Origin of the sequence: Alloyangia pacifica (assembly GCF_003111685.1) — a bacterium.
In the GTDB taxonomy this organism is placed as follows: domain Bacteria; phylum Pseudomonadota; class Alphaproteobacteria; order Rhodobacterales; family Rhodobacteraceae; genus Salipiger; species Salipiger pacificus_A.
The window spans coordinates 1,982,241-2,008,729 of sequence record NZ_CP022189.1 but is presented as its reverse complement, the minus strand read 5'-3'; the positions used below and the strand labels follow the sequence as shown (position 1 = coordinate 2,008,729).

The window sequence follows — 26,489 nt, the reverse complement described above, 5'->3', positions numbered from 1 at the left end:
GCTACTTGGCGTCAATTCTAGACCGACAGGTAGGCGTCCCGGATTTCCGGCTGCTTTTCGAGCGTTCCGAAGCTGCCGTCGAACTTTTTCCGACCGCTCTCGAGTATGATCGCCCGGTCGGCGACGGCGCGGGCGAAATGCAGGTTCTGTTCCGAGATGAGCACCGTCAGCCCCTCGGCCTTGAGCCTGAGGATGCTGCGCGCCATCTGCTCGACGATCACCGGGGCGATGCCCTCGGAGGGCTCGTCGAGCAACAGCAGCGCCGGGTTGCCCATCAGCGTGCGGGCGATGGTGAGCATCTGCTGTTCGCCGCCCGACATGTGCTTGCCGCGGTTGTGCCGCCGCTCCGCGAGGTTTGGAAAGAGCTCGAAGAGTTGCTCGACGGTCCAATGCGGCGCCCCGTCGCGCTTGGGCTGGCGGCCGACCTCGAGGTTCTCGAGCACGGTGAGGTCCGAAAAGACCCGCCGGTCCTCGGGCACATAGCCGATCCCCGACTTGGCGACGCGGTAGGCGGGCAGGCCGACCAGCTCGCGCCCTTCGAAAGTCACCGAGCCCGCGCGCGGCGGCAGCAGTTGCATCACCGATTTCAGCGTTGTGGACTTGCCCGCGCCGTTGCGCCCGAGCAGCGCGACCACCTCGCCGCGCGCTACGGAAAAGCTCAGCCCGCCCAGGATATGCGCCTTGCCGTAGAAGCTGTGGATCTCGGAAACGTCAAGCATCGCCGGCCTCCTTGAAGAGCGTCCCGCCACCCAGGTAGACCTCCTGCACGCTCGGATCGCTGCGCACCTGCTCGGCGGTGCCATCGGCGATCAGCTTGCCCCGGTTCAGCACCATTATGTGATGCGCATGGGCAAAGACCACGTCCATGTCATGCTCGGTAAAGAGCACCGAGAGCCCCTGTTCGCGCACGATATCCGCCACCAGCTGCATGAGGTCGATCCGCGCCGAAGGGGCCATGCCCGCCGTCGGCTCGTCCATCAGCAACAGACGCGGGCGGTGGCAGAGCGCGATGGCCAGCTCGAGCCGCTTGAGATCGCCATAGGCCAGCACCGAGCAGGGGCGGTCGGCCTGATCTGCCAGCGAGACGGTGCGCAGGACCTCCAGCGCGTCCTCGCGGTAGAGTTTCCACGCCCGTGGCCCGAAGGAGAAGAGCCGCCGGTGGTGACTGATCAGGGCCATCTGGACGTTCTCGACAACGCTCATCGAGCGATAGGTGCCGGTGATCTGGAAAGTGCGCCCGACGCCCATTCGCCAGATGTCCCGCGGCGGCTTGCCGGTGATTTTGGTGCCGCGCAGATAGACCTCGCCCGTCGTAGGCTTGAGCTGCCCGGTGAGCATGTTGAAGCAGGTGGACTTGCCGGCGCCGTTGGGGCCGATGAGGGCCTTCAGTTCGCCCTCGCGGACCGAGAAGCTGACCCCGTCCACGGCGAGGAAGCCGTCGTAGCTCTTGCGCAGGTTGTCGGCGCGCAGGATCTCTGTCATCGCTCCGCCTCCTCGTCCGAGGACCGGAAGCGCAGCGCCAGCCGCCGCAGGGTCCCGACGATGCCCTCGGGCATCAGAATGACCACGGCAATGATGACCAGCCCCAGCAGCAGACGCCAGTACTCCAGCCGGGTGAGCCAATGCTCGACCGAGGTCAGGAAGCTCGCGCCGACCACGCCGCCGGCCAAGGTCTTTACCCCGCCAAGGAAGACCACGATCAGCGCGTCGAAGCTCTTGGCGATCTCCAGCTCGGTGGGAAAGACCGAGCCCTTGGAGAAGACGAAGAGCCCGCCCGCCAGCCCCGCCATCATCCCGGCGATCGCGAAGGCGACGAGCTGCACGCGCCGCACGTTGATGCCCATGGCCTCGGCCTGTCGCGGGCTGTCGCGCCCGGCACGCAGTGCATAGCCGAAGGGCGAATGGATGATGTGCCGCAGGGTGAGAATGCCGCCGACCCCGAACGCCAGCGTGAAGTAGTAATAGGGCAGCGGGCCGTTCAGCCAGTCTGCCGGCCAGATGTTGATGAGCCCGTCGTCGCCACGCGTCAGGCTGCGCCACTGGAAGGCCAGCGACCAGACGAGCTGCGAGAAAGCCAGCGTCAGCATGGCGAAATAGACCCCCGAGAGACGGATGCAGAACCAACCGATCCCCAGCGCCAGAAGACCGGCGGCGAGCGGCGCGAAGAGGAAAGCCAGCTCCATCGGAGTGTCGGTATGGAAGACCAGCAGCGCCGCCGCATAGGCGCCGCCGCCGAAGAAGGCGGCGTGGCCGAAGCTCACCATTCCGCCGGTGCCGAGGATGAAATGCAACGAGGCGGCGAAGAGGGCGAAGACCACGATGTCGATCACCAGGGTCAGCACGAATGGCTCGGCCACGCCGGGCAGGGCCGCGAGCAGGATCAAGAGCGCGGCGGTGAGCGCGATGCCGACCGCGCCATAGGGGCGGATCGGGGTCTCCGGCGCGCCAACCTGCCCGTGCTCGCCCGCCACCTCCTCGCGGCCCAGGAGGCCGTAGGGCCGGACGATCAGCACCGCCGCCATGACCACGAACATCAGCACCAGCGTCGACTGCGGCACGAAGGCCACGCCAAAGGCATTGAGCACCGAGATCAGCACCGACGCGATGAAGGCGCCGGGCAAGCTCCCCATGCCGCCGATCACGACCACCACGAAAACCGCGCCGATGATGTTGAAATCCATCAGCAAGTCTGCGCCGCCTTTCGGCAGCTGCAGCGCGCCGCCCCATCCGGCCAGCGCGGAGCCAAGGGCAAAGACGCCGGTGAAGAGCCACGCCTGGTTGACCCCGAGCGCGCCGACCATCTCGCGGTCCTGCGTTGCCGCGCGCACGAGGATGCCGAGCCGTGTACGGGTGATCAGGTACCAAAGCGCCAGCAGGATGATCGGCGTGATCGCGATCAGCACGATGTCATACTTGGGCACCGGTTCGCCGAAGATGCGCCAGACGCCGCGCAGGCCGGGCGCGCGCGGGCCGAGCCGGTCCTCGGCCCCCCAGATCATCAGCGCCAGATCCTGGATGATCAGGATCACCCCGAAGGTGGCGACCAGCTGAAAGAGTTCGGGGGCACGGTAGATGCGCCTCAGCACGACGATTTCGATCAGCGCACCGATGCCTCCTACGGCAAGCCCGGTCAGCAGGATCGCCCCCCAAAAGCCCACCGCACCGGGAAGCAGCTGCATCAACGTGACCCCGATGAAGGCCCCCAGCATGTAGAAGGAGCCATGCGCGAAGTTGACGATGCGCGTAACGCCAAAGATCAGCGACAGCCCCGAGGCAACGAGAAAGAGCGCCGCGGCATTGGCAAGACCGGTCAGGAACAGGGCGAGGTAGAAGGCCATGGGGCGGAGGCTCGGCTTTCGGTAGGTGGGATATGGGCGGCACAGGCGCGCGGCCAGGGCAGAGCGGTCGCCGGCTGCCGGTGGCGCAAGATCGGTCCGCCAGAGGACGGCGGGAAGGCAGAGAGGCGCAAGGGCCTCTCCGCCCATGTTTCAGCCCGGGCTCACTCGGCGGGGCGCATGGCGCGGATCTCGTCGTCCGAGGGCATGTAGGGCGCGGGGTCCTTGTAGGACCAATCCACCATCACGCCTTCGCCCGCATCGTTGAGCGCCGTGGTGCCGACGAAGGCGCCCAGCGTCGACTGATTGTCGAGCGCGCGGTAGTGCAGGGGGCCGATGGGGGTATCGGGGATTTCCAGATCCTCGAAAGCGGCGCGGATTGCCTCGGTTTCGGTGCTGCCGGCGCGTTCGATGGCGGCGGCGACCGAGAGTGCGGTGAGATAGCCGACGTTGCTGCCGTTCTTCGGGGTCTCGCCGAACTTCTCCTCGTAGGCGGCGACGAAGGCACCGCCGGGGGTATCCTCGGCAAAGTCGTACCAGGGGTAGCCAGTGACGAACCAGCCCTCGGGCGCCTCGTCGCCGAGCGGCTCCAAGTACTCGGGCTCGCCGGTCAGCAGGCCATAGACGTCGCGCCCGTCGAAGAGCCCGCGGTCGGTGCCCTCGCGCACGAGTTTTGCAAGGTCGGTGCCGAAGGTAACGTTGTAGATCGCATCGGGCTTGGCGCGTTCCAGCGCCTGTGCCTCGGCGCCGGCGTCGATGTTGAAGAGCGGCGGCCATTGCTCGGCGACGAACTCGACGTCGGGCTTGAGCCGCTTGAGGTTGGCTTTGAAGGCCTCCACCGCCTCGGTGCCATAGGCGTAGTTCGGCGCGATGGTGGCATAGCGGATGGCGTCGGTGCTCGCCGCCTGCTCAGCCAGCATCGCCGCCTGCACCCAGGTCGAGGTGCGCAGGCGGAAAGTGTAGGGATTGCCCGACCCCCACACCAGCGTGTCCGCCAGCGGTTCCGAGGCGAGGTAGACGTAATGCTTCTCGGCGGCGAAGGAGCTGATTGCCAGCCCGACGTTGCTGAGGATCGTGCCGGTGAGCATCACCGCGCCATCGCGGGTCATCAGTTCCTCGGCGATGCGCACCGCCTCGGCGGGATCGCCCTGGTCGTCGCGGAAGATGAACTCCAGCGGTCGGCCGAGCACACCACCGCCCGCGTTGATCTCGGACACCGCCAGCTCGATACCCTTGCGGTAGGGCTCGGCAAAGGCCGCGAGGCGCTTGAAGTGGTTGATCTCGCCGATCTTGATCGGCGCCGTGTCCGCCGCTTGGGCAAGCAGGGTGGTCGGGGTCAGGGCAGTGGCTGCGGCAAGCGCCAGAACGGTGCGTCGAAGCAGGGTCATCTCGGTCGCGTCTCCTCGTTGGCGGGGTGTGGACCCCCCGCGGGCCCCTCATACGCGCGAATGCGGCGCCTGACAAAGGTGCTGTCACCTTGGCGGGCGCGCTATGGGTATTTGGGTCTGAAAGATCCGTCGGAAGCGCCGGGCGTTGCGCGGACCTGCGCTTGGGAGTAGGACTGCGCGCCAAAGCGCGGACAGAGCCTTAGGAGAGACGATCATGACGCGAGCTTTCATTTTCCCCGGTCAGGGGGCGCAGACCATCGGCATGGGCAAGGCGCTTGCCGAGACCTACCCGTCGGCAAAAGCCGTGTTCGACGAGGTGGATTCGGCACTGGGAGAGAACCTCTCGTCGCTGATCTGGGAGGGCGAGATCGAAACGCTCACCCTGACCGAGAACGCGCAGCCGGCGCTGATGGCGACCTCGCTCGCCGCCATGCGGGCGCTCGAGGCCGAGGGCATCGAGATCGGCGCGGCGCGCTTCGTTGCCGGCCATTCGCTGGGGGAATACTCGGCGCTGACCGCCGCCGGCGCGCTGAGCGTCGGCGACGCGGCCAAGCTGCTGCGCACCCGGGGCAAGGCCATGCAGGCCGCCGTCCCGGTCGGCGAGGGCGCCATGGCGGCGCTGCTCGGCCTCGATCTGGCAAGCGCCCGTGCTGTCGCGGAAGAAGCCGCGCAGGGCGAAGTCTGCGCCGCGGCCAATGACAACGATCCGTCGCAGGTGGTGATCTCGGGCAGCAAGGGCGCGGTCGAGCGTGCGCTTGATATCGCCAAGGCGAAAGGCGCCAAGCGCGCGCTGCTGCTGCCGGTGAGCGCCCCCTTCCACTGCGCCCTGATGGCCCCCGCCGCCGAAGTCATGGCCGAGGCGCTGGAGCAGGTCGAGATCACCGCGCCGAGCGTGCCGCTGGTCGCCAACGTGATCGCCGAGGCCGTCACCGACCCCGCCCGCATCCGCGCGCTGCTGGTCGAGCAGGTGACCGGCTCGGTGCGCTGGCGCGAGTCGGTGGAATACATGGTCGCACAGGGCGTGACCGAGTTCTGGGAGATCGGCGCGGGCAAGGCGCTGTCGGGCATGGTCAAGCGCATCGAGCGCAGCGCCGTCCTGCGCAACGTCGGCGCGCCGGACGATGTGACCGCGGCTCTCGAAGCCGTCTGACCGCCCGCACTGCGTGTACATGCTGAAAAAGGCAGGGGAGCACGCGCTTCCCTGCCTTTTTTGCTAGGGGCCGATGTCCGGGTGGGCCGGGGGGCGTCTTGACGCGCAAGACGGGTGAGCCGCGCGGCGACTCAGGCGCCCCAGGTCTTGCGCAGCACGCGCAGCCAGTTGCCGTGGCAGAGCTTCTCCATCAGCGCGGCGTCGACGCCATGCGCGGTGAGCGCGGCGCGCAGGTTCGGCAGGCCGGCGACATCGGCGATGCCCTCGGGCACGGTCGCGCCGTCGAAGTCCGAGCCGAAGCCGACCCGGTCCTCGCCGAGCTTGCCGATCAGGTGGTCCAGATGGCGCAGCACCACGTCGAGGCCGCAGTCGCTTCCCATCCGCCCGTCCTCGCGCAGGAAGGCGGTGGCGAAGTTGATGCCGACCATACCGTCGCTCTCGGCGATCATCGCCAGTTGCCGGTCGGTGAGGTTGCGGGCGTGGGTGGTCACCGCATGGGCGTTCGAATGGGTGGCGACCAGCGGCGCATCCGAAAGCGCGGCCACGTCGTCCATGCCCTTCTCGTTGAGGTGAGACACATCGATCATCACCTTGAGCGCGTTGCATTCCTTGACCAGCCGCTTGCCGGCCTCGGTGAGCCCGTCGCCGGTGTCGGGGGTGGAGGGGTAGCGGAAGGGCACGCCATTGCCGAAGATCGTCGGGCGCGACCAGACCGGGCCCAGCGAGCGCAGTCCGCGGGCATAAAGCGCGTGCAGCTCTTCGAGATCGGGGCCGATCGCCTCGGCGCCCTCAAGGTGCAGCACCCCCGCCATCTTCGGCCCGCCGAGCGCGGCCTCGATTTCGGCGACGGTGGTGCAGGGGGTGATGGCCCCGGCGGCGGCCAGTGCTTCAAAGGCCTCGACCCCGCGCCATGTGGTCTCGAGCGCCTCGGGCTGGGGGATCATCTCGGGCAACGGCAGATCATACTGCGGGCGGCTCATCGCGTCGAGGTCGTCGCCGGGCTTGGCCGGGCTCGGCACAAAGATCGCGAAAAAGCCGCCGCCGAAGCCGCCCCGCTGCGCCCGGGGCAGGTCGATGTGGCCACTGCCAAGACCGTTGGCGACGCCGCTCGCGGTGACCGCGCCGCCCAGCAGGCGCAGCAGGAGATCGTTGTGGCCGTCGAAGATGGGCGGGGTGGTCGCATGCGTCATGAGAGGACTTTCAATGGTACAGTTGGCGAAGCTCAGTTGAGGAGGTGGCCGAGGACGAGAACCCAAGCCGAGAGCAGGACAAGCAGGCACAGCATGTAGCCGCCGTTCCAGCGCAGGCCGACGTGGCGGGCGCTGACGTTGCCGAAGCTGCCGATCAGCAGGGTGGTGGCGGTGAAGGGCGAGCTGATGCCGCCGAGCGCCCAGCCGGCGGTGATCGCGACGACGATGACCTCGGGCGACACTCCGAGCTGGTCCGCATGCGGCACCAGCGGTGCGATCAGCGTGACCGCGAGGATGGGGTTCATGCCAAGCTGACCGAGCAGCGGGATGATCCAGACAAAGCTGACCAGCACCAGCGCGGGGGGCAGGTCCTCGGGGTGGAAACCCGAGGCCTTGACCAGCGGCGCCAGCAGCGGCGCGCCGACGGTGCCGATGAAGCCGGCCATCATCAGAAGGGTGACCTCACCGCGGTAGGACGGCAGCTCGCGGAAGACGAATTCGGCGGCGCGGCTCTGCAGCGGGGCGCCGCCGCCGCGCTTCTGCAAAAGGACCCAGCAGGTGGCCATGGTCGGCACGACAAGCAAGACGATGGCGATGATCCGCAGGCCAGTGAGCGATTGCAGGACCAGCACCGAGACCCCCAACAGGCCGAGCAGCACCAGAAGCGGGCTCATCAGCGCCCAGCTTCCCTTGGGCGCGGCGCGCGGCGCGGCGGGCTGCGAGAGCTTTGGCTTGAAGATCGTGTCGAGTGCCCAGCCGGTCAGAGTGATCAGCGCCGAGGTGCCAAGCGCGGGCAGCACCACCGAGCCCCAGCTCGTACCGGGGATCAGCGCGGTGGTGATGGCGACGGAAAAGGACATGGGCGACCAAGGCAGCGATGCGACGAACCCGCGCTGGATCGCCAGCAGCATGCGGCGGGTGCGGTGGCTGCGGATCTCGGCATCGGGCTCGTCCTGGGCGGCGGCGGTGGCGAGGCTGCCGAGCAGCGCGATGGCGCCGTAGTTCAGCAGCAACGCGAAGGCCTGTCCGCCGAGGGTCAGCGCGAGGTACCGCCGCCCGGGCGGTTGCAGCGCGAGGAAGTTGCCGGCGGCGCGGATCGAGGGGGCCTGCTGCGCGGCGCTGCGCAGCGTGGCGAGCGCGGCAAAGAAGGCAGCGATGAAGGCGGCCGAGTGAAAGGCCTTGAGCAGCACCGCCTGCCAGTCCGGTACCCGCCAGATCAGCGCGAAGCCGAGCAGCACCGCCAGGGCGACGAAGAGCCGGCGCCCCGGCGCGACCTGCAGCGTCAGCAGGCCCACCAGCAGCGTCACCGCTGGCACGACCAGCAAATTGAGCGGGCCGGTGAGATGCCATTCCTGAACGACGACGAGGCAGGTGATCAGCCCCAGCAGCAGTCCGGTCAGGCGGGCGAGGGGCGTGGGGGACACGGGCAGGCGCGTGGGCACGGTGCGGATTCCAGTCTCGTGCGGGCTTTTGTCCGGACATAGACCATCCTTGCCGGGAGAGGGCAATGCCCCGGGGTCGGCGCTCCGGCTCGAGACCGGCCCGGGGGTATCGGAGCCGCGGCCACCTGCGTGGTTTTCAGGCGCGGCAGCGGCGCCGGGGCATCGTTCGGGCCGTACTGCCGGCCTGTCACGAAAGCTTCATCCAAATGATACGCAATCGAATCCCCGCCGTCACAGCCTCGATACGGTTCGGGGCGAGACACCGTTCCGGACAGACAGGGGAAATCATGCTCACCGTCGAGAACCTGACGAAGCGCTTCGGCGCGAACACCGCCGTGGACAGGGCGAGCTTTACGGTCGACCGCCCGATGATGATCGGCATCATCGGACGCTCCGGCGCCGGCAAGTCGACTTTTTTGCGGATGATGAACCGCCTCACCGACGCCACCGAGGGCACGCTGGTCTTCGAGGGCCGCGATGTGCTGCAGCTCAAGGGCAGCGAGAAGCGGCTCTGGCAGTCCGACTGCGCGATGATCTTCCAGCAGTTCAACCTCGTGCCGCGCATGGACGTGGTGTCGAACGTGCTGCACGGCACGCTCGCGCGCCGTAACACGCTGGCGACGATGTTCAACCTCTACCCGCGCGAGGACGTGCACCGCGCCATCGACATCCTCGAGCGGCTCGGCATCGCAGCCCATGCGGCCAAGCGCGCCGAGGCGCTCTCGGGCGGTCAGCAGCAGCGCGTCGCCATTGCCCGGGCGCTGATGCAGGATCCCAAGGTGGTGCTGGCCGACGAGCCCATCGCCTCGCTCGATCCGATGAACGCCCAGCTGGTGATGCAGGACCTGCGCCGCATCCACGACGAGGACGGCCGCATGGTCATCGCCAACCTGCACACGCTGGATACGGCGCGGCGCTACTGCGACCGGGTCATCGGCATGCGCGACGGGCGGATCGTCTTCGACGGTACCCCGGCGCAGCTGACCACCGGCGTGGCGCGCGACATCTACGGGGCGGGCGCCGACTTTTCGGAGAACGCCACCTCTACCGAGATCCGCGACCCGGTGGTCGCGGCGGAAATCCGGGCTGCGGAAGTCGCGGTCTGATCACCCGGGCCCATCGGGACGGGCCCAATACCTGACATGAGGGACAGAAGATGAAGAAACTGATCGCAGCGGCTCTGGCCAGCACCGTGCTCGTGGGCGCCGCCCAGGCACAGGAGATCACCGAATTCCGCCTCGGCATCCTCGGCGGCGAGAACGCCCAGGACCGCATGACCTCGAACCAGTGCTTCGCCGAAAAGATCGCCGAAGCCCTCGGCGTCGAGGTGAAGGTCTTCACCCCGGCCGACTACAACGGCGTGATGCAGGGCCTGCTCGGCGGCACCATCGACGCGGCCTGGATGGGCGCCTCCTCCTATGCCGGCACCTACATTGCCGACCCCGAGGCGGTCGAGCCGGTGCTGGTCAAACAGAACCTCGACGGTTCCATCGGCTACTATTCGATCGGCTTCGCCCGCGCCGACAGCGGCGTGACCTCGCTCGAGGACCTCAAGGGCAAGAAGTTCGGCTTCGGCGATCCGAACTCGACCTCGGGCTACCTGATCCCGTCGATCGAGATCGCCGCGGCCGGCTATGACATGACCCCGGGCACCTACTTCGGCGACGTCGTCTTCACCGGCGGCCACGAGCAGACCATCGTCGCGGTCAACAATGGCGACGTCGAGGCGGGCGTGACCTGGGCCGACGGCCAGGGCAACTGGGAAGACGGCTACAACTCGGGCGCGCTGCGCAAGGCCGTGGACGCCGGCCTCGTCGACATGAACGACCTGGTGCAGATCTGGCAGTCGAACATCATCCCCGAAGGCCCCTTCGTGATCCGCAAGGCGCTGCCGCAGGACGTGAAGGATACCGTCACCGAGCTGACCGCCAACCTCTGGGAAGAAGACCCCGACTGCGCTTACGGCGTTGCGGCGGGCGACGCCAAGGACTTCATCCCGGTGACCCACGCCGAATACGAATCGATCGTCGCGGCACGCCGCTCGAAGATCAACTGATCACAAGACCCGAGGGACCCCGCCGCCGCGCGGGGTCCTTTTCGTTTACCGGTCGCGCGGGCGGCATGCGCCGCCCGTTCGCCGCTGCAGGACCCGTTGATGACCCAGACCCCAGACGCCCCGCACGACACGCGCGGCCACTACATGGCCCTGATGGCGCAAAGGCGCCTTTATGGCGGGCTGACGCTCGCGCTCTTTGCCCTGCTCATGATCTCCGGCTTCATGCTGGCCGACGCGCGCAACGCGGGCGGGTTCTGGAGCGGCCTGCCGCAGATCTTCGACTTTCCCGCCGACGTGATCGCCGACACGCTGCCCAAGCTCGACCGGCTGCCCGGCCACCTCGTGCGCTACTTCCCGGCGCTGGTCGAGACGATCAACATCGCCGCGGTCTCGACGCTGCTGGGGACGGCCGGGGCCATCGTGCTGTCGCTGCTTTCGACCCGGGGGCTGGCGCGCTGGCCGCGTCTGATCCCTGTGTTTCGCCGGTTCATGGACATCCTGCGCGCCGTGCCCGAGATCGTCGTTGCGCTGGTGCTGATCTTCGTGCTGGGCGGCGGGCCGGTGCCCGCAATGCTCGCCATCGCGCTGCACACCGCCGGGGCGCTCGGCAAGCTCTTCTCCGAGGTCAATGAAAACGCCGATCTCAAGCCGGTCGAGGGCCTTTGCTCGGTCGGGGGCACCTGGCTGCAGCGCATGTGGCTAGGCGTGGTGCCGCAGGTCTCGCCCAACTACTTCAGCTACGCGCTGCTGCGCTTCGAGATCAACATCCGCGCCTCGGCCATCCTTGGCTTCGTCGGGGCGGGGGGCATCGGTTACGAACTGCGCAACGCCATGGCCTGGGGCAAGGGCCGCTTCGACGAGGCGGCGGCGATTTTCCTGCTGCTCTTCCTGACCATCGTCGTCTTCGACCAGCTTTCGAGCCATGTGCGGGGTGCCATGATCTCGTCCAGCAAGGGAGGCCACTGAGATGGCTGACGCCGCGCTCTACGCTTTTGCCGACCGGCTCTTCCGCCGCAAGAGGTTCCTCGCCTTCGGCCTGCCCGCCGTGATCCTGGCCTATCTGGCCTATATCTTCTTCGTCTTCGACTTGCCCGGGCTGGCCGAGCGGGCGCGCTGGGACAATGCGCGCACGCTGCTCGCCGACACCTGGAGCTACAAGACCCATGTCACCCGCGACAACCGCAGCGGCGGCGTCGCCGTCGCCATCGAGGGCGAACGCAAGGGTGAATACCCCGAAGGGACGACGCCCGACTGGGTCATCCCGCAGGACGGCGGCGCCATCCGCGTTGCGCTGGAAGGCGGGCAGGAGGTGATCGTGCTGCCCGGCAACGGCTTCCGCTGGGACGTGCCGGGCTTTGGTCTGATCGAGGCGCGTCTCGAAGGCCGCAATATCGTCAGCAACCTGCCCGAAGACGGCCTGCCGGAGTGGATCTCGGCATCGACCTCGCGGCTGCAGGTCACCACCGACGGCGCGCGGGTCTCGCTGACCCGGTCCAAGACCGAGCTCTTCCGCTACTTCCCGGGCTGGGAGCTGTTCTTCTTCACCCTCGACAGCCCCTATCACGGGCATGGCCTGGGCGAGATCCTTTTCGGCGCCCAGATCGACCCCGCGCGCGGCAACCTCGCCGGCGCCTGGCAGGACTTCTGGGGCAACGCCATGTGGCGCCACAGCGACGTCGCCTGGGCGCTTTTCGAGACGCTCCTCATGGCCTTCCTCGGCACCATGGGCGCGGCGCTGGTTGCCTTGCCGCTGGCCTTCCTGTCGGCGAAGAACTTCGCGCCGCTCATGGCGCTGCGCTTCGCCGCCCGCCGGGTCTTCGATTTCCTGCGCGGCGTGGACGGGCTGATCTGGACCATCGTGCTGAGCCGCGCCTTCGGGCCGGGGCCGATGACCGGGGCGCTGGCGATCCTGCTCACAGACACTGGCTCCTTTGGCAAGCTGTTTTCCGAGGCGCTCGAGAATGTCGACGGCAAGCAGATCGAGGGCGTCGCCTCGACCGGGGCCAAGCCGATCCAGCGCTACCGCTTCGGGGTGATCCCGCAGGTGGTGCCGGTGCTGGTCAGCCAGGTGCTCTACTTCCTGGAATCTAACACCCGCTCGGCGACCATCATCGGCGCGATCACCGGCGGCGGCATCGGTCTGCTGCTGACCCAGGCGATGATCACCCAGAAGGACTGGGAAGAGGTGACCTACTACATCATCCTGGTGATCCTCATGGTCATGGCGATGGACAGCGCCTCTGGCTGGCTGCGCCGCAAACTCATCAAGGGGCTTTGAATGCCGCGTCTTGGACCTGATCCCTTCATCCACCCGGACTGCGAGATCACCGGCTCGGAACTTGGCGCCTATGTCGAGATCGGTCGTGGCTCGCGGCTGAAACGGGTGGAGATGGGCGACTATTCCTACTGCGATCGCTACGCCGATCTGGCGAATGTGACGGTCGGCAAGTTCGCCAATATCGCCAGCTTCACCCGCATCGGGCCGACCGACCACCCGATGGGCAACGCCTCGTTGCACCATTTTCTCTATCGGTCCGAAGACTATTGGGACGACACCAGCCGAGACGAAGACTTCTTCGCCGCGCGTCACGCCCGCCGCGCCTGCATCGGCCATGACACCTGGATCGGGCATGGCGCCGTGGTGCGCCCGGAGGTGACCATCGGCCATGGCGCGGTGGTCGCTTCCTCGGCGGTGGTGACCCGGGACGTGGCGCCCTATACCATCGTCGCCGGGGTGCCCGCGCAGCCGCTGCGCCCACGGTTCGCGCCGGAGGTGGCAGAGCGCATGGTGGCGCTGGCCTGGTGGGACTGGCCGCACGAGGTGCTGCGCGCGCGCCTGGCGGATTTCCGGGCCTTGCCTGCAGAGGCATTTCTCGAGAAATACGAGACGGAATCGGTCGACCCCGCCTGATCCGGCCGGGGGAGACGACGCTTCACGCTTGCGCCGGGTTGCCTGGCCTCAGGCAGAGGCGGCGTGTCGCGTCCCGGCCGTTTCCGCGGACCAGTCTTCGGCGCGGCTGCCGAGTTTGAAGCGGCCGACGTTCTGCCGAAGCGCCTGCGCGGCCTCGCGCAGGTCCGAGCTGGCGGCGGAGGTCTGCTCGAACATCGCCGCGTTCTTCTGGGTTGTCATGTCGAGCTCGCTCACCGCGCTGTTGAGTTCCGACAGGCCGGTGGACTGCTCGCGCGCCGACTCGGCGATGGTGGTGACGCGGTCGGCGATGGTGCGGATCGAGTCGATGATTTCCTTCAAGGCGCCGCCGGTGCGTCCGACCAGCCGCACGCCGTTCTGCACGTGGTCGGACGAGGCGGTGATCTGCGTGTTGATCTCGCTCGCCGCCTCGGAGCAGCGCTGCGCGAGCAGCCGCACCTCGGAGGCGACAACCGCGAATCCCCGGCCCGCGTCTCCGGCCCGCGCCGCCTCGACCCCGGCATTGAGTGCCAGCAGGTTGGTTTGAAAGGCGATGTCGTCGATCACCCTGATATTGCCTGAGATCTGCTGAAACGCGGCTTCGATGACGCCGATCGCCTCAATGGTCTCGCGGACGACTTCGCCGCTGGCCTGCGCGTCCTCGCGCGCTTTTCCGACGAGGCCGTCCACCTCCGCGGCGTTCTTCGCCGACTCCGAGACCGAGGCAGTGAGCTGGTCGAGCGCGGCGGCGGTTTCTTCGACCGTGGCCGCCTGGCGTTCGGTGCGCTGGCCCAGCTCTTCGGATGCCTGGGTGATGTGATCGACGTCGTGGTTGATCGCCTCGGCGCTTTGCGACACATCGATCATCGCCTGCTGCAACCGGTCTGTCGCGCGGTTGAAATCGGTGCGCAGGCGCGCGTAGTCCTCGGGGAAATCCTGCCTGATGGTGTTGCCGAGATCGCCCTCGGCAAGTCGGGAGAGGGCTGTCTGCAGCGCCGCCACCACGGACGCCTGGGCGCTTTGCATCGCGGCGCGGGTGCTGGCGCCGGATTGCAGGTCATCCCGGCTCTGCCGCAGGTCGTGGCGCAGGGCGTCGAGTGCGCGGGCGATGCGGCCAATCTCGTCGCCGCGTTTGCGCGCCGGGATCTCGGTGTCGTACTGACCCGCCGCGACCTCGCCCACGGCGGCGGTGATCCGCCCCAGCGGGCGGGCGATGTTGCGCGCCGCGAGCACCGCAACCAGCAGGGCGACGATGAGCGCCGGCACCGCGGCACGCACCAGCTTGCCGAGCAGGGCACGCGGTCCTGCCGCGATCACCTCGGAAGGTTCCGCGGCGAGCAGCGCCCAGCTTGTGCCGCCGGACGCCTCGGGCGGGCCGAGGCGGACCGGCTGGAAGGCCGCGAGAAAGCTCTCGCCACCCGGCAGCGCAAGCTCGGTGACGCCGCTCTCGCCGGAGAGCGCGGCGCTGATCGCCGGATTGTCCGGCGCGGCGCTGCCGAGCGCGCCGGTCCCGCCAGAGAGGCGGCCGGTGCTGCGCCGGGTGTGGTCCGGGCCGATCAGCTCGATACGCGTGGTGGCGGTGAGCGCCGAAGGCATCGCGAGGATCTTTCCGATCTCTGCCTCATCGAGTTCGAAGACCAGCGCCGCGCCCAGATCCCCCCATTCATTGTCCAGCTGCAGCGCCACAAAGCCCGCCACAGCGCCGCCGAGCGCCGGCTCCGCGGTGAAATCGGCGAACCCGAACGCCGCACCCTCGGCCAGCACGGCGCGGACCGCAGTGACGAACGCGCCGCCGTCCTCGCCAAGGTGCGTGGCGAAGTTACCCTGCTTGCGCACCGAGTAGATCACATCGCCCGTGGCCGAGACGATGAGCAGGTCGCGCAGGCCCAGGGTCTCGACGTCGTTGCGGAAGGCAGCATGGAACTTCTTGTGGAAAAGCGAATAGGCGGTGGCATCCGGTGCCTCTTCCAGGGCGTCGCGGGCCTCGGGCGGGTTGGGGTTTTCATCGACGTAACTGCGCCGCAGGTGGTCGTTCGCCCCGGGGCCAAGGCTGTTGTAAGTGCTGAGGAAGCTGCTCGCTGCCTCGATGGTGTGGGCTTGCGTCGCGATGTCGCGGAGCGCAGCGAGCTTGTCGTCGAACCAATCTTCGAGCAGCGCGGCGCGGGTGTCGCGGACGGCGGCGAGGCGGAAACTCACCTCCTGCATCAGCTGCGCGAGCGAGACCTTGTAGGCAATTGCCCCCGCGACGCCGAGGCAGAAGATCGCGATCGCGATCATCAGGAGGGGCAGTTTGAGAGCGACAGAGAGGCTGCGCAGGCGGGACATGCCGTGTTCCTATTGCTGCTGGCGGGGTTCGGGCGGGGCGCCCGCCGGTGGGATCTTTCAACCATGAAAGGCTGAACAAGCGCCTAACCGGCGCGGCTCCGGCGTTGTCACGCGGGACAGTCAGTCGCCCAGCTCGAAAGCTGACGGCATGTTGTCGGCCGTGCCGGCGTCGATCAGCAGGCAGTCGAAAAGCTGGATCTCGCGCTTTTCGCGGGGTTTGCCGGTGCGGATGTAGTGGTCCGCCCGGCGCACCGCCTCCTCGACGAAGATGGCGACGGGTTGCAGCAGCGTTTAGACCAGTTCGTCCGCGGTCACCGCGGTCACCGCGTCGGGCGAGCCGTCGAAGCCGCCCACCGTGACCGAAGCGAGCCGCCCCGCCTCCTTCAGGGCGGCGACGGCACCAAGCGCCATTTCGTCATTGCCGGCGATCACCCCGGTGATCTGCGGATGGCTGGCCAGGAGTTTCCGGGTTTCCTCGTAGGCGCGCGTGCGGTTCCAATCGGCGGGTGTCGCAGCGACGCGGTGCAGCCCCTCCGCCGCGCCGAGGATATTGCCAAAGCCCTTGGGCCGGATGGCGGCATTGGGATCGGCGGCGGCACCGAGCAACTCCACGTAGCTGCCCGTTTCCCCCATCGCCCGGAGCCAGCGGCGCGCGCCGAGTTCCGCCCCCTGCACGTTGTTCGACAGGAGCTGCGCCACCGCGAGCCCCGGCATGGCCAGGCCCGCGTTGACGATGAAGACGGGAATGCCCGCCGACTTTGCCCGCCTGACCGTCTCGGCGGAGTCGGTTGCGTCGGCGGGGTCGAGGATGATCGCATCGACCCCGGCGGCGATGGCGGCGTCCACCCGGGCGCCCTCGATCAGCGGATTGCCCTCATGCGCGGTGACGACGGCCTTGTAGCCGAGTTCGGTCGCCGTGGCCTTCGCCACGTCCCCCTCTGCGGCCCAATAGGGGTTCTCGGGGTTGTTGACGATGATGCTGATCCGTCCCTCGGCCCGTGCCTGTGCCTGTGCCTGCGCCTGCGCCTGCGCCGTGGCGAGCAGCAGCGCCAGCAGCAGCAGATGGCGCAGCCTGCGAAGGAGAGCGGGGCGGGGCATGGCACGGACTCCTGTCTCCGGCGTGGTCGGGGGTGCCGGGGTCTTACGACAGGAGAGTTGAACAACCGCTTAAGGCGACGACGGCCCGAAGCCGCCGGCCGGCGTTACTCGGCGGCCATGCGCCGGCGCTGCATCGCCGAGACCAGCCGGGCGCCCGCCTCGCCGGCGAGATAGGTCAGCCGGCCGCCGCAGACCGTCGCCTCGATGGCACGGCTCTCCGCGTTCACCACCACGAAGTCGGCGCGCTTGCCGTGCTCGAGGCTGCCACGGTCGACCAGTCCCATGATCTCGGCCGGGGTGGTCGAGATCATCGCCCAGGCCTCGGGCAGCGTCTTCATCCCCTTGTCAACCAGCGTCCAGGCGGCCTCGGCCAGACAGGGGTAGTGGTAATCCGAGACCAGCGCGTCGCAGAGCCCGTCGGCGATCAGGTGCTGGGCCGAGACATTGCCTGCCTGGCTGCGGCCGCGCACCACGTTGGGCGCCCCCATCAGCACCGGATCGTTGAAGGCGCGGGCGAGCTTGGCAGCGCTGACGGTGGTCGGGAACTCTGCGATGCGGGCGCCGATCAGACGGTAGTATTCGCGGGTGTCGCCGTCCGGATCGTCGTGGCTGCCGTAGCGGATGTCATGGGCGTCGAAGCTCTCGGCCAGCGCGCAGAGGTGGCGGGGCACATCGCGCGAACGGGCGCGGGCCTCCCGCAGCCGGGCGACGAAGGTCTGGGGCGTCTCGCCGGCACGCTCGGCCCAGAGCGCGAGCCGGTGCGGATCGCGGTCGGCGACCTCGAGCGCCTCGGGCAGGTGATCGTTGAACACCACGTAATCGACCCCATGCGCGAGGATTGCTTCGAGCATGCGCGCGCGCGTGTCGGGCATATGGGTCTCGCAGCGGATCTGCAGGCGCAGATCGGTGTGGGCCTGCGGGCGGTAGGCAGCGAGGGCGGCCATCACCTCTTCGGCGAACTCCGGGCCGCGCATGCCGCCCTCCCAACTCCAGCACTGCGCCAGCCAGGCGGTGGTGACGCCATGGGCGGCGGCCTCGCGATCGGTCCAACGCAGTCCAGCGAGGATCGGGAAGAGGGCCGAGGGGCGCGGCGCGATATGGCGCTCGAAGGCGTCGCCGTGCAGGTCGATGATGCCCGGCAGAATGAGGTTCCCCGAAAGGTCCACCTCTGGCAGCGGCCCCTTGCTGATCACGCCGCCCTCGATCACCAGAGAGCGCTTCTGCATCTCGCCGTCGCGCAGGAGGGCTGCGCCGGTGAGACGCAGGGGAGGGAGTAGGGCCGTCATGTCTGTCACCCGCCATGGCTGCTCTGGGATTTCAGGCGGTTCTACCCGGCGTCTGTGTCATGGGCGTGACGGCGGCTCACCTTGCGGCGCCCGTTTCCTCATGGCTGATCGTGAGCGCCACGCGGTCGCCCGCGAACCAGGTGTGCCCTTGCTCCACCGGCGCGCCGTCGGGGCCGAGGTTGATCGAGGTCGAGCGGAGCAGCGGCTCGCCCTCGCGCAGGTTGAGGTGCAGCGCCTGCGTGGCCGAGGCGGGCTCGGCGGTGAGCCGCGTCTGCGCGCGGGTGTAATCGGTGATGCCATGGCGGCGCAGCGCTTCGGTGACCGAGTTCACCTCGCGCAGGGTCTCGTCGAGGCCGGGCAGGCGGCCGATGGGGAAGAGCGAGACGAAATGTGCCATCGGGACGCCACCGGCCAGAGAGACGCCCTCGAGCACCAGAAGCGGCTCGCCAGGATCAAGCTGCAGCGCTTCGGCCTCGGTGCTGTCGGCGGGGCGGGTTTCCATCCGCAGCAGCCTGCGGTCGGGCAGCCGGCCCGAGGCGCGGACGTTCTGGCTGAAGCGCGTGCGCCCGCCAATCGGGTAGTCCATCGGCGCCATCCGCACGAAGACCCCGGCGCCGCGCCGGGAATGGGTGAGGCCGCGGTCGCCGAGGTCTTTCAGCGCATGACGCACCGTGTGCCGGTTCACCCCGAAGCGCGTGGCCAGCTCGGCCTCGGTCGGGAGCTTGTCGCCGGGGCGATAATGGCCGCGCGAGATCTCGCTTTCGAGGGTTGTGGCAATGGCGTGCCAGACGGGAGAGCGGGGCATGGTTGGACCTCTGTCACCGAAATTTCACGCGATGAGCGCTTGCCCGACTCGGGTCGAAGGGCGTATCACGTGTCTAGTTGTATAGTTATCTAGACAAATCGGCAAGGTGTCCAGATGGAAACTCCTGAACAGGAAATCGCCGCGCGGCAGGGCTGGATGGGCCTGCTGGCGCGTGCCCCGGCCGAGCGGCTTAACGCGCTGCTCGAGGGCGCGGAGCTGCCCGGCTTCGACTGGCTGCGGGTGCCCGAGACCGGCGGCGTCATGGTGCGCGGCCGCATGGGCGGCACCGGCGCCCCCTTCAACCTCGGCGAGATGACGGTGACCCGGTGCGCGCTGCGGCTGGAAAGCGGCGAGGTGGGCCATGCCCATGTGCAGGGCCGGGGGCGCAGCCATGCCGAGCGCGCGGCGCTGGTCGACGCGCTGATGCAGGGTCCGCGGGCCGAAGAAATGCAGGCCCGGGTGCTGGCGCCTCTGGCCGCCGAGGAAGCGGCGCGGCGCGCGGCGCGGGCGGCGAAGGCCGCGGCGACGAAGGTGGATTTCTTCACCATGGTGCGGGGGGAATGATGCAGTCCGACATTCTGACAGGCGATGTGCTCACGGGCGGTTTTGCCGACGCCCCCGTGCAGGCGGCGCGGGCCTTCCGCGCGGCGCTCGAGGCGATGGCACGGCCGGGCCGGATCGAGACGGTCGCGGGCGCCGAGGCGCCGGGGATCTCCACGGCGGCAGCGGTGCTCCTGCTGACCCTCTGCGACCGCGAGACGCCGATCCACCTCGCACCCGGCTGCGACGGCGCGGCGCTGAAGCGCTGGATCGCCTTCCACATCGGCGCGCCGGTCGTGCCCGCCGAAGAGGCGATGTTCGCCCTCGGCAGCTGGGAGACGCTGAGGCCGCTGGACCGCTACCGCATCGGCACCGCCGAATACCCCGACCGCTCGGTGACGCTGATCGTCGAGGTGGACAGGCTGGAGAGCGCCGGCATGAAACTCACCGGCCCGGGCATCGAGACCGAGGCGGCGCTGACTCTTCCCGAGACCGAGGCCTTCAGGCGCAATGCGCTGCGCTTCCCGCTCGGCTGGGATTGCTACTTCACCGCGGACGACAAGCTGGCGGCGTTGCCGCGGACAACCAAAGTGGAGACGCTCTGATGTATGTGGCTGTGAAAGGCGGCGAGCGCGCGATCGACGCGGCGCATGACTGGCTGGCCGAGGAGCGGCGCGGCGATCCCGCGGTGCCCGAGCTCACCGTGCCGCAGATCCGCGAGCAGATGGCGCTGGCGGTGAACCGGGTTATGGCCGAGGGCTCCCTCTACGATCCCGACCTCGCGGCGCTGGCGATCAAGCAGGCGCGCGGCGATCTCATCGAGGCGATCTTCCTGATCCGCGCCTACCGCACGACGCTGCCGCGGCTCGGCCATTCCGCACCGGTGGACACCACCGCGATGCTCTGCGACCGCCGCATCAGCGCGACCTTTAAGGACGTGCCCGGCGGGCAGGTGCTGGGGCCGACCTTCGATTACACGCACCGCCTGCTCGACTTCGCATTAGAGGCCGAGGGCGAGGCGCCACGCGCGCTCGCCGCCGAGCCGCGCCGCGAGCCGACGCCGCGGGTGACCGAGTTCCTGAACAAGGACGGGCTGATCCAGGACGAGCCGCGCAGCGACGCCCCGCCGCCCGACATGACGCGCGAGCCGATGGAATACCCGGCGAGCCGTCCGCTGCGGCTGCAGGCGCTGACCCGCGGCGACGAGGGCTTCGTGCTGGGCATGGCCTATTCCACCCAGCGTGGCTACGGCCGCAATCACCCCTTCGTCGGTGAGCTGCGCATCGGCGCGGTCGAAGTCGAGATGGAGGTGCCGGAGCTGGGCTTTGCCGTCTGCATCGGCGAGCTTACGCTCACCGAATGCGAGACCGTCAACCAGTTCGCCGGCTCCAAGACCGAGCCGGCGCAGTTCACCCGCGGCTACGGGCTAGTCTTTGGCCAGACCGAGCGCAAGGCGATCTCCATGGCGCTGGTCGACCGGGCGCTGCGCTGGGAGGAGCTTGGCGAGGAGAACATCGGCGCCCCGGCGCAGGACGAGGAGTTCGTTCTGGCCCATTCCGACAATATTCAGGGGACAGGTTTCCTCGAACATATCAAACTGCCGCACTACGTCGATTTTCAGTCCGAGCTGGAACTGGTCCGCAAGATGCGGGCAGAGGCTCTGGGCACAGCAAAAATCAAGGAGGCTGCGGAATGAGCAAGGGTTATCACGGGGCGAAACTGCCCGAACTGCCGAAGGGTCAAGATTGGTACTGCGCCTTGGTCGAGGTGGTCCGCATGCCGGGCACGCCCTGTCCCTTTTTCGGAGATGACGAGGGAGAGGTGGACGAGGACGCGGCGCTGGCGGTGCTGTGGATTTGCCTTTCGGCCAATTCCCCGGCCGAGGTCGAGGTGCAGCTCTCCGAGCATGTCGCGGAATGCGGCGGCGTGGCGAGCAGCATCGAGGACGTGCGGTTGATCTCGGTCCCCTCGGACCTGCCGCTCGACGAGGACGGCGCAGTCGACGAGGGGCTTCTGGAAGCCTTCAGCGACCCCGAGCTGGGCGACGAGATCGTCTGGGGTGAAATCTATCTCTTCGGCGAGGAGCCAGAGTCATGACCGATCAGGCCTACAACTTCGCCTATCTCGACGAGCAGACCAAGCGGATGATCCGCCGCGCGCTGCTCAAGGCGCTGGCGGTGCCGGGCTATCAGGTGCCCTTTGCCAGCCGCGAGATGCCGATGCCCTATGGTTGGGGAACGGGGGGCGTGCAGGTGACTGCCGCCTGCCTCACCCCCGAGGACCGGCTCAAGGTCATCGACCAGGGCGCCGACGACACCACCAACGCCGTCTCGATCCGCAAGTTCTTCGAGCGCACCGCCGAGGTGGAGACCACCGAGCACACTGCCGAGGCGACGGTGATCCAGACCCGCCACCGCATCCCCGAGCAGCCGCTCGGGGAAGGGCAGATCCTCGTCTATCAGGTGCCGATCCCCGAGCCGCTGCGCTTCCTCGAGCCGCGCGAGACCGAGACCCGCAAGATGCACGCGCTCGAGGAATACGGGCTGATGCACGTCAAGCTCTACGAGGATATCGCCCACAATGGCGCCATCTCGACGGCCTATGCCTACCCCGTGAAGGTCGAGGGCCGCTACGTCATGGACCCCTCGCCGATCCCCAAGTTCGACAACCCCAAGCTCGAAAGCGGGTCGATCCAGCTCTTCGGCGCGGGGCGCGAGCAGCGTATCTACGCGCTGCCGCCACATACCAAGGTGGTCAGCCTCGATTTCGAGGACCATCCCTTCGAGCCCAGCAAGGCCGATCATGACTGCGATCTTTGCGGCTGCGGCACCAGTTACCTCGACGAGGTGATCACCGATGATGCGGGCGGGCGGATGTTCGTCTGCTCCGACACCGATTTCTGCGCCTCGCGGCAGGCCCAAGGGCACCGTGGTGCGCTCTCCCCGCAGGAGGAACACGCATGACCCCGCTGCTTTCCGTTCAGGGCGTCACCAAGCACTACGGCGCGCGGCTCGGCTGCGGCGACGTGAGTTTCGATCTCTGGCCGGGCGAGGTCATGGGCATCGTCGGCGAGAGCGGCTCTGGCAAGTCGACACTGCTGTCGTGCCTCTCAGGCCAGCTCGCCCCGGATGCGGGCAAGGTGGTCTTCGACACCCGCGCGGGCGGCCCGCGCGACGTGCTCACCATGTCAGAGCCCGAGCGGCGGATGCTGGCGCGCACCGACTGGGCCTTCGTGCATCAGAACGCCCGCGACGGGCTGCGCATGGGCGTCTCGGCGGGCGGCAACGTCGGCGAGCGGCTGATGGCCGTGGGCGCGCGCAACTACGAAGGCATCCGCGAACAGGTCATCGACTGGCTGGGCCGGGTCGAGATCTCCGAGGACCGTGTCGACGACCGTCCGCGCGCCTTCTCGGGCGGCATGCAGCAGCGCCTGCAGATCGCCCGTAACCTCGTCACCGGCCCACGGCTGGTGTTCATGGACGAGCCCACCGGGGGCCTCGACGTCTCGGTGCAGGCGCGCCTCTTGGACCTCTTGCGCGGTCTGGTGCGCGAGATGGGGCTCTCGGCGGTGATCGTCACGCACGATCTGGCGGTGGTGCGGCTGCTCGCAGACCGGCTGATGGTGATGAAGGGCGGGCAGGTGGTCGAGACCGGCCTCACCGACCAGGTGCTCGACGACCCGCAGCATGGCTACACGCAGCTGCTGGTGTCGAGCGTGCTGCAGGTATGAGCCGGTCGATGCCCGTGGTGCGGGCGGGGTCTGCGTATTTGGAAAGAGAAGAGGGACAGAAGCGATGATCCGGATCTCGGACGTGTCGAAGAGCTTCGTGCTGCACAACCAGGGCAGCGCGGTGATCCCGGTGATGGAGGGCGCGTCGCTCTCGGTGGCGCCCGGGGAATGCGTGGCGCTGGTGGGCAATTCCGGCGCGGGCAAGTCCACGCTGATGCGGATGATCTACGGCAATTACCTTGCCGGGGCCGGGAGCATCATGGTTGGCGATGTGGATGTGGCGAAAGCCGAGCCGCGCGAGATCCTGACGCTGCGCCGCGAGGTGCTGGGCTACGTCAGCCAGTTCCTGCGCGTGGTGCCGCGGGTGCCGACACTCGAGGTGGTGGCAGAGCCGGTACTTGCCGCGGGCGGCAGCGCCGCGGCGGGCGAGGCGCGGGCGCGCGAGCTCTTGGCGCGGCTCAACATCCCCGAGCGGCTCTGGAGCCTCTCGCCCACCACATTTTCGGGCGGCGAGCAACAGCGGGTCAATATCGCGCGCGGTTTCGCCCACGGCTTCCCGGCGCTGCTGCTCGACGAGCCGACGGCCTCGCTCGACGCCACCAACCGCGCAGTTGTGCTGGAGCTGATCACGGAGGCCAAGGCGCGCGGTGCGGCGATCATCGGCATCTTCCATGACGCCGAAGCGCGGGAGAAGGTCTGCGACCGGGAGATCGACGTCAGCGGATTTACCTCGGCGCGGGCGGCATGAGGGGGCGGGTCTTCGCCCTCGTCGGCCCGTCCGGTGTGGGCAAGGACAGCCTCCTCGCCGAGGCGGCGGCGCGCGTGCCGGGCCTGCAGGTGGTTCAGCGCGTGGTGACCCGCGCGGCCGAAGCCGGGGGCGAGCCCTGCCTTGCGGTCTCGGAGGAGAGGTTCGAAGAGATGCTGCAAGAGGGCGACTTCGCCCTGCACTGGGGCGCGCACGGGCTGCGCTACGGCATCCGCTGGTCCGAACTGGCGCCGCGCGCGAAGGGCCGCCCGGTGGTCTTCAACGGCTCGCGCGGCGCGCTTGAGCAGGCGGCGCAGGTTCTGCCCGAGCTCGAGGTGCTGCACGTGACCGCCCGCCCCGAGGTGCTGGCAGAGCGGCTGGCGGCGCGGGGGCGCGAAAGCGCGGCGGAGATCACGGCGCGGCTCTCTCGCGCGGCGCTGCCGCTGCCGCCGCAGATCAACCAGGGGCTCAAGGTGCACGAGATCGACAATTCCGGGCCGCTGGAGATCGCTGCGGCCCGGCTGGTCGCCCTGCTTCAGCCGGTGAGGGCGTAGCGGTGCAGCAGGTGGAAGTGCCCGTCCTCCGCCTCGCCGAAGAGGCACAGGTCGCGAATGTCGAACGGCTGCGGCAGCAGCGGGGCGAGCACCGGCTGCAGCGTCTCGGCCACCCGCTCGGCCTCGCCGAAGGCCAACTTGCCGGTGAGCGTGAGGTGGAATTTGAACTCTTCCATCACATAGGGATAGCCCCAGCGCGCCAGGTTCTCTTCCTGCGCCGGGCTCAGGCGGCTGCGGCGGCGGCGCTCCAGCTCGGCGTCGGAAGGCGGCGCGCGGTGCGGGTCCAGCGCCTCGACCACCTCGGCGGCGAGGCGCGCCAGCGGCGTCGCATCGCCAAGGGGGGTCAGCGCGAGGAAGCTGCCGATCCGCGTGAGCGCCAGCCCGGGCAGGGTGACCGGCGCCAGCCGGGCGGCCAGCGTGCCAAGGTCGGCGTGCAGCGCCTCGGCACTGCCGGTCAGCCGCATCGGCGGCTTCAGCGTGCCGTGGAAGCCGTATTTGCGCGGCGCCTCGGTGATCTCGGCGACGGGGCGCGGCAGCCCGGGCAGCGCCGGGTGCGGAACAAGGGCGCCGCGGGCGGGGTCCCAGCCCAGCCAGGCGGCGGCGAACTCTGCCAGCGGCCCCGGCTGCGGGGCATAGTAGATGGCGTAACGGGAAAAATCATGCATGGCGCGCGTCATGACAGCGTCATGTCACAGTTGCATGACGGCGCAAAGAGCGCCGAGAGAAAGAGGTAGACCATGGCACGGACCATCCTGAGCAATGCGCGGATCGTGCTCGAGAACGAGGTGATCGCCGGCACGCTGGTGATGAACGAGGGACGGATCGAGGCGATCAATCCCGGAACGACCACCACGGCGGCGGAGGCCGAGGACTGCGACGGCGATCTGCTGATTCCCGGGCTGATCGAGCTGCACACCGACAACCTCGAGCGCCACATGCAGCCGCGCCCCAAGGTGACCTGGCCGCATATGGCGGCGATCCTCGCGCATGATGCCGAGCTTGCCGCCTGCGGCATCACCACGGTCTTCGACGCCATGCGCGTGGGCTCGGTGGTGACCGACCGAAAGTCGAAATACGGCAAATACGCGCGGGCTCTGGCGGGCGAGCTGCTCGCGGCGCGCGGCCGCGACATGCTCAAGATCAGCCACTTCCTGCACCTGAGGGCCGAGACCTGTTCGGAGACGCTCCTCGAGGAACTGGCCGAGTTCGGTGCCGAGGACCGGGTGGGCATCCTGTCGCTGATGGACCACACACCGGGCCAGCGCCAGTTCCGCGATATCGAGAAATACCGCGATTACATGTGCGGCAAGCACGGGCTGAGCGCCGATGATTTCGACGCCCATGTCGGCCATCTGACCCGGTTGCGCAGCGAACTCGGCGCGGCGCATGAGGCTGGGGCGGTGGCGGCGGCGCGGCGGCTCGGCGCGGTGCTGGCAAGCCATGACGACACGACCGCAGGGCATGTCGGGACCAGCCGCGACCATGGCGTGCGGCTGGCGGAATTCCCGACCACGGTCGAGGCGGCACGGGCCTGCAAGGCGGCGGGAATCGCGGTGATGATGGGCGCGCCGAACCTGATCCGCGGCGGCTCGCACTCGGGCAATGTCGCGGCAGAGGAACTGGCGCGGCTGGACCTGCTGGACATCGTCTCGTCGGATTACGTGCCGGCGGCGTTGATGGGGGCGGCCTTCCTGCTGGCGGACCTCTGGGATGACCTGCCGCGCGGCATTGCCACGGTGAGCGCGGCGCCCGCCGCCGCCGCGGGGCTGGACGACCGGGGGCGGCTTGCGCCGGGGCTTCTGGCCGACGTGGTGCGCCTGCGCCGGATCGAGGGGCAGCCCTGCCTGCGCGGCGTCTGGAGCCACGGGCGCCGCGTGGCCTGAGACGCGGGAAGTGCGGATTTGAAAAGAGAAGAAGGGCAGCGGCAGGCGTCCTGT

Annotated in this window: 27 protein-coding genes; 15 read left to right on the top strand and 12 right to left on the bottom strand. The window is 68.6% G+C overall.

Translation table 11 applies throughout. From position 1 onward, the window contains the following. Positions 1-17 precede the first annotated feature (17 nt). From CEW88_RS09660 to CEW88_RS09645, 4 genes are all read right to left on the bottom strand, one after another. Complete coding sequence (locus tag CEW88_RS09660; protein ID WP_108966295.1) at positions 18-719, bottom strand: ABC transporter ATP-binding protein; 702 nt, start codon at positions 717-719, stop codon at positions 18-20. Further along, on the bottom strand, positions 712-1,482 hold the full coding sequence (locus tag CEW88_RS09655; RefSeq protein ID WP_108966294.1) for an ABC transporter ATP-binding protein: 771 nt from the start codon (positions 1,480-1,482) through the stop codon (positions 712-714). The genes CEW88_RS09660 and CEW88_RS09655 overlap by 8 nt, the downstream gene beginning before the upstream one ends. Next, the gene (locus CEW88_RS09650; protein WP_108966292.1) at positions 1,479-3,338 is read right to left on the bottom strand and encodes an ABC transporter permease; all 1,860 of its coding nucleotides are present in this window, start codon (positions 3,336-3,338) and stop codon (positions 1,479-1,481) included. The genes CEW88_RS09655 and CEW88_RS09650 overlap by 4 nt, the downstream gene beginning before the upstream one ends. 161 nt (positions 3,339-3,499) lie before the next feature. Continuing rightward, positions 3,500-4,723: an ABC transporter substrate-binding protein gene (locus CEW88_RS09645; protein ID WP_193989028.1), complete on the bottom strand. Its 1,224-nt coding sequence runs from the start codon at positions 4,721-4,723 to the stop codon at positions 3,500-3,502. A 214-nt stretch (positions 4,724-4,937) separates the two neighbouring features. Here CEW88_RS09645 and fabD point away from each other — a divergent pair, with 214 nt between their 5' ends. Further along, positions 4,938-5,873 (top strand): ACP S-malonyltransferase, encoded by a 936-nt coding sequence (gene fabD / locus CEW88_RS09640; protein ID WP_108966290.1) that lies wholly within the window; start codon positions 4,938-4,940, stop codon positions 5,871-5,873. Positions 5,874-6,004: 131 nt separating this feature from the next. Here the strand turns inward: fabD and CEW88_RS09635 are convergent, their stop codons facing one another. Both CEW88_RS09635 and CEW88_RS09630 read right to left on the bottom strand, forming a co-directional pair. Then, entirely contained in the window at positions 6,005-7,063 is a 1,059-nt protein-coding gene (locus CEW88_RS09635) for a dipeptidase (protein WP_108966287.1), read from the bottom strand. Between the two features lie 32 nt (positions 7,064-7,095). Continuing rightward, a complete protein-coding gene (locus CEW88_RS09630; RefSeq protein WP_108966285.1) occupies positions 7,096-8,487 on the bottom strand; it encodes a hypothetical protein in 1,392 nt (463 codons plus the stop codon). Between the two features lie 305 nt (positions 8,488-8,792). On the opposite strand from CEW88_RS09630, the gene phnC reads away from it, so the two are divergent. From phnC to CEW88_RS09605, 5 genes are all read left to right on the top strand, one after another. After that, positions 8,793-9,611 carry a phosphonate ABC transporter ATP-binding protein gene (gene phnC / locus CEW88_RS09625; RefSeq protein WP_108966284.1) on the top strand — a complete coding sequence of 273 codons (819 nt, stop codon included), beginning with the start codon at positions 8,793-8,795 and terminating at the stop codon, positions 9,609-9,611. A gap of 50 nt (positions 9,612-9,661) precedes the next feature. Next, positions 9,662-10,561, top strand: a complete 900-nt coding sequence (gene phnD, locus CEW88_RS09620; RefSeq protein ID WP_108966282.1) for a phosphonate ABC transporter substrate-binding protein — start codon at positions 9,662-9,664, stop codon at positions 10,559-10,561. A 99-nt stretch (positions 10,562-10,660) separates the two neighbouring features. After that, positions 10,661-11,527 (top strand): phosphonate ABC transporter, permease protein PhnE, encoded by an 867-nt coding sequence (gene phnE, locus CEW88_RS09615; RefSeq protein WP_108966280.1) that lies wholly within the window; start codon positions 10,661-10,663, stop codon positions 11,525-11,527. A 1-nt stretch (position 11,528) separates the two neighbouring features. Then, complete coding sequence (phnE, locus tag CEW88_RS09610) at positions 11,529-12,839, top strand: phosphonate ABC transporter, permease protein PhnE (RefSeq protein WP_108966278.1); 1,311 nt, start codon at positions 11,529-11,531, stop codon at positions 12,837-12,839. After that, a complete protein-coding gene (locus CEW88_RS09605; protein WP_108966276.1) occupies positions 12,840-13,472 on the top strand; it encodes a chloramphenicol acetyltransferase in 633 nt (210 codons plus the stop codon). 48 nt (positions 13,473-13,520) lie between these two features. On the opposite strand, the gene CEW88_RS09600 is transcribed toward CEW88_RS09605, so the two are convergent. The 5 genes from CEW88_RS09600 to phnF all read right to left on the bottom strand — a co-directional run bounded on the left by CEW88_RS09600 (position 13,521) and on the right by phnF (position 18,983). After that, the gene (locus tag CEW88_RS09600; protein ID WP_108966274.1) at positions 13,521-15,794 is read right to left on the bottom strand and encodes a methyl-accepting chemotaxis protein; all 2,274 of its coding nucleotides are present in this window, start codon (positions 15,792-15,794) and stop codon (positions 13,521-13,523) included. Between the two features lie 120 nt (positions 15,795-15,914). Beyond that, entirely contained in the window at positions 15,915-16,046 is a 132-nt protein-coding gene (locus tag CEW88_RS25110; protein ID WP_302664664.1) for a hypothetical protein, read from the bottom strand. A gap of 39 nt (positions 16,047-16,085) precedes the next feature. Continuing rightward, positions 16,086-16,892: a substrate-binding domain-containing protein gene (locus CEW88_RS09595; protein ID WP_254694380.1), complete on the bottom strand. Its 807-nt coding sequence runs from the start codon at positions 16,890-16,892 to the stop codon at positions 16,086-16,088. 104 nt (positions 16,893-16,996) lie between these two features. Continuing rightward, positions 16,997-18,178 carry an alpha-D-ribose 1-methylphosphonate 5-triphosphate diphosphatase gene (locus tag CEW88_RS09590; protein ID WP_108966272.1) on the bottom strand — a complete coding sequence of 394 codons (1,182 nt, stop codon included), beginning with the start codon at positions 18,176-18,178 and terminating at the stop codon, positions 16,997-16,999. 76 nt (positions 18,179-18,254) lie between these two features. Further along, positions 18,255-18,983 carry a phosphonate metabolism transcriptional regulator PhnF gene (phnF, locus tag CEW88_RS09585; protein WP_108966271.1) on the bottom strand — a complete coding sequence of 243 codons (729 nt, stop codon included), beginning with the start codon at positions 18,981-18,983 and terminating at the stop codon, positions 18,255-18,257. 114 nt (positions 18,984-19,097) lie between these two features. On the opposite strand from phnF, the gene phnG reads away from it, so the two are divergent. From phnG to phnN, 8 genes are all read left to right on the top strand, one after another. After that, positions 19,098-19,547, top strand: coding sequence for a phosphonate C-P lyase system protein PhnG (phnG, locus tag CEW88_RS09580; RefSeq protein ID WP_108966269.1), 450 nt, complete (start codon positions 19,098-19,100; stop codon positions 19,545-19,547). Further along, positions 19,547-20,128, top strand: coding sequence for a phosphonate C-P lyase system protein PhnH (gene phnH / locus CEW88_RS09575; protein WP_438839464.1), 582 nt, complete (start codon positions 19,547-19,549; stop codon positions 20,126-20,128). Before phnG ends, phnH begins: the two co-directional genes overlap by 1 nt. Then, the gene (locus CEW88_RS09570; protein WP_108966267.1) at positions 20,128-21,219 is read left to right on the top strand and encodes a carbon-phosphorus lyase complex subunit PhnI; all 1,092 of its coding nucleotides are present in this window, start codon (positions 20,128-20,130) and stop codon (positions 21,217-21,219) included. The genes phnH and CEW88_RS09570 overlap by 1 nt, the downstream gene beginning before the upstream one ends. Continuing rightward, the gene (locus tag CEW88_RS09565) at positions 21,216-21,620 is read left to right on the top strand and encodes a hypothetical protein (RefSeq protein WP_108966265.1); all 405 of its coding nucleotides are present in this window, start codon (positions 21,216-21,218) and stop codon (positions 21,618-21,620) included. The genes CEW88_RS09570 and CEW88_RS09565 overlap by 4 nt, the downstream gene beginning before the upstream one ends. Continuing rightward, the gene (locus CEW88_RS09560; RefSeq protein WP_108966263.1) at positions 21,617-22,486 is read left to right on the top strand and encodes an alpha-D-ribose 1-methylphosphonate 5-phosphate C-P-lyase PhnJ; all 870 of its coding nucleotides are present in this window, start codon (positions 21,617-21,619) and stop codon (positions 22,484-22,486) included. The genes CEW88_RS09565 and CEW88_RS09560 overlap by 4 nt, the downstream gene beginning before the upstream one ends. Then, positions 22,483-23,253 (top strand): phosphonate C-P lyase system protein PhnK, encoded by a 771-nt coding sequence (phnK, locus tag CEW88_RS09555; RefSeq protein ID WP_108966261.1) that lies wholly within the window; start codon positions 22,483-22,485, stop codon positions 23,251-23,253. Before CEW88_RS09560 ends, phnK begins: the two co-directional genes overlap by 4 nt. Positions 23,254-23,317: 64 nt before the next feature. Beyond that, positions 23,318-24,001 carry a phosphonate C-P lyase system protein PhnL gene (phnL, locus tag CEW88_RS09550; RefSeq protein WP_108966259.1) on the top strand — a complete coding sequence of 228 codons (684 nt, stop codon included), beginning with the start codon at positions 23,318-23,320 and terminating at the stop codon, positions 23,999-24,001. Beyond that, positions 23,998-24,552, top strand: coding sequence for a phosphonate metabolism protein/1,5-bisphosphokinase (PRPP-forming) PhnN (gene phnN / locus CEW88_RS09545; RefSeq protein ID WP_108966258.1), 555 nt, complete (start codon positions 23,998-24,000; stop codon positions 24,550-24,552). Before phnL ends, phnN begins: the two co-directional genes overlap by 4 nt. Here the strand turns inward: phnN and CEW88_RS09540 are convergent. Next, a complete protein-coding gene (locus tag CEW88_RS09540; RefSeq protein ID WP_193989027.1) occupies positions 24,534-25,217 on the bottom strand; it encodes a DUF1045 domain-containing protein in 684 nt (227 codons plus the stop codon). The two genes, phnN and CEW88_RS09540, sit on opposite strands and share 19 nt — an antisense overlap. 72 nt (positions 25,218-25,289) lie before the next feature. On the opposite strand from CEW88_RS09540, the gene CEW88_RS09535 reads away from it, so the two are divergent. After that, the gene (locus CEW88_RS09535) at positions 25,290-26,435 is read left to right on the top strand and encodes an alpha-D-ribose 1-methylphosphonate 5-triphosphate diphosphatase (protein ID WP_108966254.1); all 1,146 of its coding nucleotides are present in this window, start codon (positions 25,290-25,292) and stop codon (positions 26,433-26,435) included. Positions 26,436-26,489: the final 54 nt, after the last annotated feature.

What these genes read in the sequence shown, in the direction of transcription:
- phnE (WP_108966278.1), top strand. Translation starts at nt 11,529, where the DNA reads ATGGCTGACGCCGCGCTCTACGCTTTTGCCGACCGGCTCTTCCGCCGC.
- CEW88_RS09635 (WP_108966287.1), bottom strand. Translation starts at nt 7,063, where the DNA reads ATGACGCATGCGACCACCCCGCCCATCTTCGACGGCCACAACGATCTC.
- fabD (WP_108966290.1), top strand. Translation starts at nt 4,938, where the DNA reads ATGACGCGAGCTTTCATTTTCCCCGGTCAGGGGGCGCAGACCATCGGC.
- CEW88_RS09660 (WP_108966295.1), bottom strand. Translation starts at nt 719, where the DNA reads ATGCTTGACGTTTCCGAGATCCACAGCTTCTACGGCAAGGCGCATATC.
- CEW88_RS09645 (WP_193989028.1), bottom strand. Translation starts at nt 4,723, where the DNA reads ATGACCCTGCTTCGACGCACCGTTCTGGCGCTTGCCGCAGCCACTGCC.
- phnC (WP_108966284.1), top strand. Translation starts at nt 8,793, where the DNA reads ATGCTCACCGTCGAGAACCTGACGAAGCGCTTCGGCGCGAACACCGCC.
- CEW88_RS09590 (WP_108966272.1), bottom strand. Translation starts at nt 18,178, where the DNA reads ATGACGGCCCTACTCCCTCCCCTGCGTCTCACCGGCGCAGCCCTCCTG.
- phnH (WP_438839464.1), top strand. Translation starts at nt 19,547, where the DNA reads ATGCAGTCCGACATTCTGACAGGCGATGTGCTCACGGGCGGTTTTGCC.
- CEW88_RS09600 (WP_108966274.1), bottom strand. Translation starts at nt 15,794, where the DNA reads ATGTCCCGCCTGCGCAGCCTCTCTGTCGCTCTCAAACTGCCCCTCCTG.
- CEW88_RS09540 (WP_193989027.1), bottom strand. Translation starts at nt 25,217, where the DNA reads ATGCATGATTTTTCCCGTTACGCCATCTACTATGCCCCGCAGCCGGGG.
- CEW88_RS09605 (WP_108966276.1), top strand. Translation starts at nt 12,840, where the DNA reads ATGCCGCGTCTTGGACCTGATCCCTTCATCCACCCGGACTGCGAGATC.
- CEW88_RS09650 (WP_108966292.1), bottom strand. Translation starts at nt 3,338, where the DNA reads ATGGCCTTCTACCTCGCCCTGTTCCTGACCGGTCTTGCCAATGCCGCG.
- phnK (WP_108966261.1), top strand. Translation starts at nt 22,483, where the DNA reads ATGACCCCGCTGCTTTCCGTTCAGGGCGTCACCAAGCACTACGGCGCG.
- CEW88_RS09535 (WP_108966254.1), top strand. Translation starts at nt 25,290, where the DNA reads ATGGCACGGACCATCCTGAGCAATGCGCGGATCGTGCTCGAGAACGAG.
- CEW88_RS09655 (WP_108966294.1), bottom strand. Translation starts at nt 1,482, where the DNA reads ATGACAGAGATCCTGCGCGCCGACAACCTGCGCAAGAGCTACGACGGC.
- CEW88_RS09570 (WP_108966267.1), top strand. Translation starts at nt 20,128, where the DNA reads ATGTATGTGGCTGTGAAAGGCGGCGAGCGCGCGATCGACGCGGCGCAT.
- phnL (WP_108966259.1), top strand. Translation starts at nt 23,318, where the DNA reads ATGATCCGGATCTCGGACGTGTCGAAGAGCTTCGTGCTGCACAACCAG.
- phnE (WP_108966280.1), top strand. Translation starts at nt 10,661, where the DNA reads ATGACCCAGACCCCAGACGCCCCGCACGACACGCGCGGCCACTACATG.
- phnG (WP_108966269.1), top strand. Translation starts at nt 19,098, where the DNA reads ATGGAAACTCCTGAACAGGAAATCGCCGCGCGGCAGGGCTGGATGGGC.
- phnD (WP_108966282.1), top strand. Translation starts at nt 9,662, where the DNA reads ATGAAGAAACTGATCGCAGCGGCTCTGGCCAGCACCGTGCTCGTGGGC.
- CEW88_RS09595 (WP_254694380.1), bottom strand. Translation starts at nt 16,892, where the DNA reads ATGCCCCGCCCCGCTCTCCTTCGCAGGCTGCGCCATCTGCTGCTGCTG.
- CEW88_RS09565 (WP_108966265.1), top strand. Translation starts at nt 21,216, where the DNA reads ATGAGCAAGGGTTATCACGGGGCGAAACTGCCCGAACTGCCGAAGGGT.
- phnF (WP_108966271.1), bottom strand. Translation starts at nt 18,983, where the DNA reads ATGCCCCGCTCTCCCGTCTGGCACGCCATTGCCACAACCCTCGAAAGC.
- CEW88_RS09560 (WP_108966263.1), top strand. Translation starts at nt 21,617, where the DNA reads ATGACCGATCAGGCCTACAACTTCGCCTATCTCGACGAGCAGACCAAG.
- phnN (WP_108966258.1), top strand. Translation starts at nt 23,998, where the DNA reads ATGAGGGGGCGGGTCTTCGCCCTCGTCGGCCCGTCCGGTGTGGGCAAG.